Consider the following 8,775-nt stretch of genomic DNA (forward strand, 5'->3'; position numbering starts at 1 on the left):
CTTACTCGAAAGATCCGAGCGCGAGTGTGTAGTCATCCAGAGGGGGACAACATTCGATCTGCTCAAAATACAGATCAAAAGCGCCCACGAAAACCGTTAATCAGCACGCCCAAGGCACCAAATCAAAACCATGGACATCAATTAACGGTTTTTCGATCCTCCCACATAATTTTTCTCATATCCTTGAAATAATATCGACAAAATTACACGGCTTATGATTGCTATTTAGCTGGTTTTTTAAAATATCATCCCACCCATCTTTCACTGCACCTGGTGATCCGGGAAGAGCAAATAGTAATTTCCCACGGGAAACTCCCGCCATTGCTCTCGATTGTATTGTAGAGGTCCCTATCTTTTTATAAGACAACATTCGAAACAACTCTCCAAAACCGGGAATGCATTTGTCTATGACGAGATGGAATGCTTCTGGAGTGACATCTCGTTTGGTTAATCCAGTTCCTCCTGTAGTAATTATGACATCAACATCCTTATTATCGATCATGACATTGAGAGCATCAGTAATCTTATCGATGTCATCTATTTCAATGGACCTATCCACAAGAACATGCCCTGCTTCTGTGACTCTGTCGGCCAAGATCTTACCGGAAATGTCGGTTTCTAAATTCCGACTATCCGAAATGGTGAGAATTGCAATCCGAACGGGTATAGAGTTGTTCAAGTTATTATCTTTCTACTTTTATTCCGGACGCGACTTTAGCTTCCCCGACTCAAGTTCATCCGCAAGAGCATCAGCGTGATACACTGTCCTCAACGCAGCCATGATGGCACTTGTATCCGTGGAAACAGCACGATTGCGCTCGATGTCGTAATAAAGATCGCCCGCCAGGCTATCGAGGTTACCGTCAAAAATCAGGCCAACGACATCGCCTTGACGGTTAATAACAGGGGAGCCTGAATTGCCGCCGACAATGTCATTGGTCGACACATAATCAAGCTTCGTAGAGAGGTTTAGATGTGGCTTCGCATCCAACCAGACTTGCGGCAGACGGAACGGATCACTGCCCGTTGCATGTTTGTACATCCCTGCAAAATCCGTGAAGGGTGCAATGGCCTTTGCGCCATCCTGGAAGCCTTTAACCGTGCCGTAAGACAGTCGCGGCGAGAACGTGGCATCCGGATAAAGTGTATCAGCCTTTCCTTCTGCCTGAGCACGCGCGAACTGGGCCCGTGCAATCGTACCCTGGGCTTCGTGCATCGGTGCTTCAATCTGGTCACGGCTGCGATTGCGGATCGTGTCCAGAACCAGCTGTAAGTGACGTGCCAGAACGATCATTGGATCTTTGGATGCTTCAATGGCCTTGACGCCACCTTTGTAAAGCGCAAGACGCTCTGCGGGATCCGCCAGTTTCGTGCCCTGTATCAGTTCTACGGCGCGCTCATCCGGGCTTTTTGTTCCCAGAATCAGATGGACCGCTGCATCATCCTCACCGAGTATCTGGCGCATGGTCGTCATACCTAACGCCAAAGTCGTAGTTTCCAATTCAGTATGCACCGGCACTTTCGCAGCGATCTCGGTTTCAAGTGCGGCTAATTCCGCCTCATGGTAACCGGCCCGACGCTCTGTATCTGGCTTCTTTCGTTCATACGCCGCTGACACCAGCATAACAGCGTCCCCCAGCAGACCATGGACTGTGCGTGTTATGGCATAATCATGCACATAATACTGACGCTGCACAGCAAGAGCGGCTTCTACTTTTTTGTACGGCTCACCATAAGTCTTGCGACGTTCTGCATCTGCGTCAATCCACGCCTGAAGGGCTTGATCTTCCGCCTCGCGCTTTTCTATCACTTCAGGTTCACGCAAAGCCTTTGCTGTACCAGACAGAGATTTCAGTGCGTTCTGAACACCGAAAAGCGTGTTCTGTGCGTCAATCAGATGGGTCTTGCTTTCTCTGGAATATTGCCACAGCGCTCCTTCAAGGGTCGAATAGGCAGCAATAATGGTTGGCAGGCTGACATCTCGTTGAAATGTCAAGGCGCTGGCCGGAAGGGACCGTTGTGTGCGTCCTGGGTTTCCGGATGTGAAGACCAGATCACCAGCCTTGGGGCCCTTTGGATCGAATTTAAAAAACGGCGTATGAACCGGCTTGCCGTCTTCAAACACCCGCAGCATCGATAGATCAATATCATAACGCGGGAATGTAAAGTTATCGGGATCACCACCAAAGAATGCTATATCCTGATCAGGCGCCATCACGAGACGGACATCCTGATAACGGCGGTAGCGATAAAGCGCCGTCTGTCCACCATGATAGAGTGTCACGACATCGCAACGCCAGTGTGAGGCATCACCCACCGCGCATTCCTTGGTCAGGACACTATTGGCAACCTGCAAAGCCTTGGCATATTCCGCGCCATGTTTTCCTGCGGTCATTTCTGCGACACGACCCGTTACATCTTTCACCTGATCCAGACGATCCAGTTCCATCCCCGGACACTGAGGCTCTTTTGAGACCTCTCGAGCCGAGAAACCATCATGGAAATAATCGTGATTTTTATCAGACAGATCCGTGAGACACGTATTGGCACAATGATGATTTGTCATCACCAAACCATCACCTGATACGAACGAGGCAGAGCAGCCTTCCGCCAAGCGTGCCGAAGACTGAATGACATGGTTAATCCATTCGACAGAGGGTTCAAACCCATATTGCTGCTTCATCTGACGCACAGGCAAATGATCAAACGTCCACATGCCTTCTTCAGCCTGAGCGGATCCAATAAATACAGGAATAATCGCAAACAAAATTGATTTTTTTCTCATAAATAAATCCGAACTAAGGACATTAAAAGGCACGGAAATATAACTTTTTTGATCGTTTTACATTCAAATAACTCCTGTTAGTTATTTAGCGAATTTTGGTTTATTAACGCGCATCTAAAATTCTTATATTGGTAGCCGAAATTACGTTATAACATAACAAATACCCCTACCTCTCAATGTTCGTCAAGCATGAGACTAACGTATTCGATCCCGGAGTTAAGTTGCGTAGAAATAATCAAGCGTTTGTATGTATCGATTAAGATTTCGAAATCGACGTCGGGAGGTAGTTAGAAATACAGGAATGATTGTAAATATTGTTCGTATAATAATTTATCCCGATGATGTCTCGCAACCAAAGAAATCGTATCTACAATCTATAAAACTTGTGCCAAACGAGACTCTGATGCTTTGGAGATTAAATTGATAGCGGAGTCCATATCCAACATTGGTGTTTCTGAGCTTCCATATTCCCGGATAGACACGGTGCCTGCCTGTGCTTCCTTCTTCCCGACGATCAGCAACATGGGTACTTTCGCGAGGCTGTGTTCGCGGATTTTGTAAGCGATTTTTTCATTGCGCAAATCGGGCTCTGCTCGGACTCCACGTTGGCGGAGCGCTTTAATCAGATCGACTGCGTAATCGTTCGCAGCGCCGGTGATTGTTGCCACCACGACCTGAATGGGTGCAAGCCAGAAAGGCGGGTGGCCGGCATGGTGTTCAAGGAGAATGCCGATGAAACGTTCAAGCGAACCGAACAGGGCGCGGTGCAGCATGACGGGCGGATGTTTTTCTCCATCCGCGCCAATATAATGCGCGTCCAGACGCTGAGGCAGATTGAGATCGACCTGAACGGTACCGCACTGCCAATCCCGGCCGATTGCATCACGCAGTACGAACTCCAGCTTGGGACCGTAAAAAGCGCCTTCTCCTGGATTGCGTGTGTAGGAGAGACCTGAAGCTTCGACCCCGCGCTGTAACGCTTCCTCCGAGCGATCCCAGATCTCGTCCGATCCGACACGTTTGTCAGGCCGGTCGGAAAATTTGATACGGACATCTTCAAAACCGAAGTCCTTATAGATCGAAAGTACGAGATGGCAGATCCGCTGCGTCTCGGCCTCCATCTGTTCCGGTGTGCAGAAAATATGTGCGTCATCCTGCGTGAATGCACGTACGCGCATCAGGCCATGCAACGCTCCTGACGCTTCAAAGCGATGGACTTTGCCGAATTCGGCCATCCGCAGGGGCAGGTCGCGATAGCTCTTCAGGCCTTGGCGGAAAACCTGCACGCCACCAGGGCAGTTCATGGGTTTGAGGGCATAGATGCGCCCTTCGGTTTCGGTGGTGTACATGTTCTCCCCGAATTTTTCCCAATGGCCGGAGGCCTGCCAGAGCGACAGATCCATGATGTCGGGTGTATTGATCTCCACATAGTTCTCGGCCTTCTGACGTTCGCGCAGATAAGCGAGCAGGGTCTGGAACAGTGTCCAGCCGTTCGGATGCCAGAACACCGCGCCTGGAGCTTCGGCCTGGAAATGGAACAGATCCATCTCGCGCCCGAGACGACGATGATCACGCCGTGCTGCTGCTTCCTGACGCTGCTCCCACGCGGCGAGTTCGTCGGCATCACGACAGGCTGTTCCGTGAATCCTCTGCAGCATTGGATTGCTGCGATCACTTTTCCAGTAGGCACCAGCCGTACCGAGAAGTCGAAAGGCGTGTCCGATCTGTCCTGTGCTGACGAGATGTGGCCCTCGGCAGAGATCGACGAAGTTGCCTTGTCGATAAAAGCTCAGGGTGGCATCAGCAGGCAGGGACATGATGATCTCGGCCTTGTAGGGCTGTCCATTCTCCCTGCACCAGGACAGCGCTCTCTCGCGATCCCATTCTTCCCTGACGATTGTTTCATCACGATCAATGATCTCGTGCATGCGGGATTCGATCCGGATGAGGTCGTCATCAGTAAAAGCGTGCTCAGCCGCGAAATCGTAGAAAAATCCCTGCTCCGTGGCGGGTCCTGTCGCGAGCGCGGTATTGGGAAACAGTTCACTGACGGCCTGCGCAAGGACATGTGCTGTGTCGTGGCGGATCAGGGAAAGCGCCTCGGTGTCTGAACGGAAGACAGGATCAGCCAGTTGGTCACCAGCTGTGGAGGAGAGATCGTTGATAATTCCGTCCACACGACAGGCAAGCATATCCTTTGGTTGATGGGATGAAGGACGGGAAGAGATGGTGGTCGATAACATGAGAGAGCCTTAACGGAGAAGAGCGGCGAGGGGCCGCGGTTCATTTGGGCGCGCGGGTCGGAAGCTTGTGCTTTTGTTGTGTCGGCAAGAAAGACGGGCAGACGCTGCATCGTGCGCAGACGCCCTGGACTTCGATGACCCGATGCCGGACCTGAAATCCAAGGGTCTCGGCCGCAGCGTCGATCAATTGACAGGATAGTGTATTTTCCACCGCTTGCGCGGCACCACACTGGTCGCAGATACAGTAGACAAGGCGAGAGGGATCGTTTGCCCGGATCCGCACGAAGGCATTTCGGCTTTCGAGCCGCCCCACCAATCCGCTGGCGATCAGCTTTCCGAGAGCTCGATAAATCATAGTCGGGGCGATTCGTCGGCAATCCGGATGACTGACACACCGAAGGATGTCGTAAGCCGAGAGTGGCACATCTGCCTTCGTCAGCACGTCGAGCACATCATTCCGTAAAGCCGTGGCCCGCCTTTTGAAGGCATCGCAACCTTGACGTGCGTCGCGAGACGGCGGCATGACACGCTCTATCATCGGGAAATTGTATCCATCACGAGGACCGGCCCAGGCCTTGCACCGTTTGCGATATTTGCCGGGAGACGATGAAGGCATCCGAGTTTGCCTTCAGCCGCCCCTTTAATGAACGCTACTGCGAACGGTGTTAGGGTACTGACAATACCACTCTTTGGATTTTGGCTGCCGCACCACTCTGGTCCAGCGCCCCCATAGGCGCAGATCAGCCGAAGTGCATCGGGGGATAACTCGAACGCAGTCTCCTCACGGGATGGCGTTATTAGCTGGATGTGCTGCCGGACGCCTCCTGTCAGTGCACCGAATAGTGCGGATAGGTCCCTGACATCCGTCAGGATGAGCGGAGACCAATCCTGCTGCAAAGCCGGGTTTACAAGAGAATCTGCGATTTCCGAAGGTGTGCCGGCGAGAGTGAGAGCAGATGGGGCTTGTGAGCAGCTTGTGAGAGCTCCTTCCCAGGTTGCCGGAATCCGGCGCCCCCACACGACCATATCGACATCCGGTCGCTGCAGATCCATCACGACTGTCGCGTGGGCACAGGCGACCACATGCGGTGCAAGACGGCCCAGAGTACTGTTTTCCGGTGGGTCGATTGTTGGCGCGGGCCAGCTCTCCATGAACAACACGGCGCCGAGGCTTTCTTGCGGTGCGCGTACGGTCATATCCTTTGAGACGGGATGTTGCTGTGAAGGAGGAGGCATGTTTCCCGAGCTTGACGATGAGTGGCGAACGTTCTTATGGTTACGTTATAACATAACACAGTCAATAGCAGATGAACCTCCATGGACACACTGATGGACATTCCACGGCAAGTGAGAACCCGGCCGACCCGGGCTCAGGCGGAAGAGGCGGTGCGAACCTTACTCGCCTGGACCGGGGATGATCCTGATCGCGAGGGGCTTGTCGGCACGCCTGACCGCGTGGTGCGGGCCTATGAGGAGTTTTTCGAGGGGTATCAGGACGACCCGGTCGCTCTTCTGGAGCGGACCTTCGAGGAGAGCGGCAACTACAACGAGATGGTGGTGCTACGCGATATCCGTCTGGAATCCCATTGCGAGCATCATATCATTCCGCTGATCGGTAAGGCGCATGTGGCCTATCTGCCCGATAGGCGGGTGGTTGGCATTAGTAAGCTGGCGCGTCTCGTGGACGTCTTCGCTCATCGTCTACAGATCCAGGAAAAACTGACGGCCCAGATCGCGGATACAATCCAGGGCGTGCTTCAACCGCGGGGCGTCGCTGTCGTGATCGACGCGGCTCACCAGTGCATGACCACACGCGGAGTATATAAGCCAGGCGTGAGTATGGTGACCAGCCGTTTGCTGGGCGAGTTCGAGACGTCGGAACCCTTGCGTCGCCAGTTCTTCACTATGGCGGGAATGGGTGGCGTGTGATGGGCACAATTGTATCTTCTGTGTCCACGGCATTTGGCTCGCGCGTCTCAATTGAGCAGGTCGAGGAGGGAAACGATCTCGCCCCACGTTTCGATGCCAGCGGACTGCTGACCGTGCTCACAACGGACGCAGAAAGCGGTGATGTCATGATGGTTGGCGTCATGAACGCAGAGGCGCTCGCACGCACGATCGCAACCCGCGAGGCGCATTACTGGAGCCGGAGCCGTCAGTGTCTCTGGCGAAAGGGCGCCACGAGCGGGCTGGTCCAGCATGTCCTCGAAATGCGGATCGACGACGATCAGGACGCGATCTGGCTGCGCGTTCACACTGCGGGCACAGGAGCGAACTGCCATGTGGGTTATCGAAGCTGTTTTTATCGGCGTGTTGATCTCACTTCTGAGGAAGGCATTCCGTCATCATCGGCAGCACTCCTCTTTTGCGAAACGCACAAAATATTCGATCCGCTCGCCGTCTATGGCGACGCCCCAAACCCGACAAAGCTTTAGAGGACAAATCCCCATGGATGACCAACTTCCCGTTACCGTGCTGTCCGGCTTTCTTGGCGCGGGAAAGACGACTTTGCTCAATCACGTACTGAATAACCGCCAGGGCTATAAGGTCGCGGTCATCGTGAATGATATGAGCGAGGTCAACATTGACGCTGCTCTGGTGCGCGAGGGCGGCAGCAATCTGTCGCGTACCGATGAAAAGTTGGTTGAAATGACCAATGGCTGCATTTGCTGCACGCTCCGCGACGATTTGTTGCAGGAAGTACGGAGGCTCGCAGAGGAGCGGAAATTCGATTATCTGCTCATTGAATCTACAGGCATTGCGGAACCGCTGCCCGTAGCCGCAACGTTTGAGTTTCGTGACGAGAGTGGCGTCAGCCTGAGCGATATCGCACGACTGGATACGATGGTGACGGTCGTTGATGCGGTCAATCTCCTGCGCGATTATTCTTCCAGCGATTTCCTGAAGGATCGGGGTGAAACGGCCGGGGAGGACGACGAGCGTGCCCTGGTCGATCTGCTCGTCCAGCAGATCGAGTTTGCGGATGTCGTGGTGATCAACAAAGTCTCCACCGCTACACCGGATCAGGTTGATGCGGCGAGGCAGATCATTCGTGCGTTGAATTCGGACGCTGATATCATCGAGACCGACATGGGGTCTGTTCCTGTTGAGCGGATCCTGAATACAGGCTGTTTCGATTACGACAAGGCACATCAGCATCCGTTGTGGTTCAAGGAACTTTACGGCTTTTCCAGCCATGTTCCTGAAACAGACGAATATGGCATCCATAATTTTGTCTATCGTGCGCGCCGTCCGTTCCAACCAGCGGAATTCCAGGCCTTCCTTGATCGGAACTGGCCTGGCGTCGTACGCGCCAAGGGCCATTTCTGGTTAGCTACGCGCCCGGACTGGGTAGGTGAAATGAGTCAGGCTGGAGCCCTGGTGCGAAGCGAGGCGATGGGGCTGTGGTGGGCGGCGATCCCGCAAAATCAGTGGCCGGATACTGATCAGTGGCGGGACTTCGTATTGGGAAACTGGGATCCGGTCTTCGGCGACCGTCGTCAGGAAATCGTCTTCATCGGCAATGGAGATATGGATGAATCCGGACTTCGGCAGGAACTTGATGCCTGTCTTGTTCCAGATCTCGGAGACACCCCTTTTGAGCCGTCACGCTATGCACGCCTCCCTGATCCCTTTCCGCTTTGGCGTCGCCAGTCGGAAAGCCTTGAGTCGGCCTGAACGAATTACCACACGCTATTATTGAGGAATATTTTCATGAAAACCCGAGCTGCAATTGCGTGGGAACCT

Annotated in this window: 8 protein-coding genes; 3 read left to right on the forward strand and 5 right to left on the reverse strand. The window is 53.3% G+C overall.

Annotation, left to right across the window (positions count from 1 at the left end):
• Positions 1 to 175 precede the first annotated feature (175 nt).
• The 5 genes from moaB to GOX01_RS13345 form a co-directional block, all read right to left on the reverse strand.
• The gene (gene moaB / locus GOX01_RS11725; protein ID WP_081105726.1) at positions 176 to 679 is read right to left on the reverse strand and encodes a molybdenum cofactor biosynthesis protein B; all 504 of its coding nucleotides are present in this window, start codon (positions 677 to 679) and stop codon (positions 176 to 178) included.
• An 18-nt stretch (positions 680 to 697) separates the two neighbouring features.
• Positions 698 to 2,818 (reverse strand): S46 family peptidase, encoded by a 2,121-nt coding sequence (locus tag GOX01_RS11730; protein ID WP_231098574.1) that lies wholly within the window; start codon positions 2,816 to 2,818, stop codon positions 698 to 700.
• 341 nt (positions 2,819 to 3,159) lie between these two features.
• Entirely contained in the window at positions 3,160 to 5,028 is a 1,869-nt protein-coding gene (gene thrS, locus GOX01_RS11735) for a threonine--tRNA ligase (RefSeq protein ID WP_062269117.1), read from the reverse strand.
• Positions 5,029 to 5,068: 40 nt separating this feature from the next.
• The gene (locus GOX01_RS11740) at positions 5,069 to 5,566 is read right to left on the reverse strand and encodes a Fur family transcriptional regulator (RefSeq protein ID WP_062269115.1); all 498 of its coding nucleotides are present in this window, start codon (positions 5,564 to 5,566) and stop codon (positions 5,069 to 5,071) included.
• Positions 5,563 to 6,264: a DUF1826 domain-containing protein gene (locus GOX01_RS13345; RefSeq protein ID WP_081105728.1), complete on the reverse strand. Its 702-nt coding sequence runs from the start codon at positions 6,262 to 6,264 to the stop codon at positions 5,563 to 5,565. Before GOX01_RS13345 ends, GOX01_RS11740 begins: the two co-directional genes overlap by 4 nt.
• Before the next feature lie 81 nt (positions 6,265 to 6,345).
• Between GOX01_RS13345 and folE the strand changes: the two genes are divergently transcribed.
• From folE to zigA, 3 genes are read left to right on the forward strand one after another with little or no spacing between them, the layout of a single operon-like run.
• On the forward strand, positions 6,346 to 6,957 hold the full coding sequence (gene folE / locus GOX01_RS11750; RefSeq protein WP_062269113.1) for a GTP cyclohydrolase I FolE: 612 nt from the start codon (positions 6,346 to 6,348) through the stop codon (positions 6,955 to 6,957).
• Positions 6,957 to 7,463, forward strand: a complete 507-nt coding sequence (hisI, locus tag GOX01_RS11755; protein ID WP_131973935.1) for a phosphoribosyl-AMP cyclohydrolase — start codon at positions 6,957 to 6,959, stop codon at positions 7,461 to 7,463. The genes folE and hisI overlap by 1 nt, the downstream gene beginning before the upstream one ends.
• 13 nt (positions 7,464 to 7,476) lie before the next feature.
• Positions 7,477 to 8,706: a zinc metallochaperone GTPase ZigA gene (gene zigA / locus GOX01_RS11760; RefSeq protein ID WP_062269110.1), complete on the forward strand. Its 1,230-nt coding sequence runs from the start codon at positions 7,477 to 7,479 to the stop codon at positions 8,704 to 8,706.
• Positions 8,707 to 8,775: the final 69 nt, after the last annotated feature.

The organism is Gluconobacter oxydans (genome assembly GCF_006539685.1).
Taxonomy (GTDB): Bacteria; Pseudomonadota; Alphaproteobacteria; order Acetobacterales; family Acetobacteraceae; genus Gluconobacter; species Gluconobacter oxydans.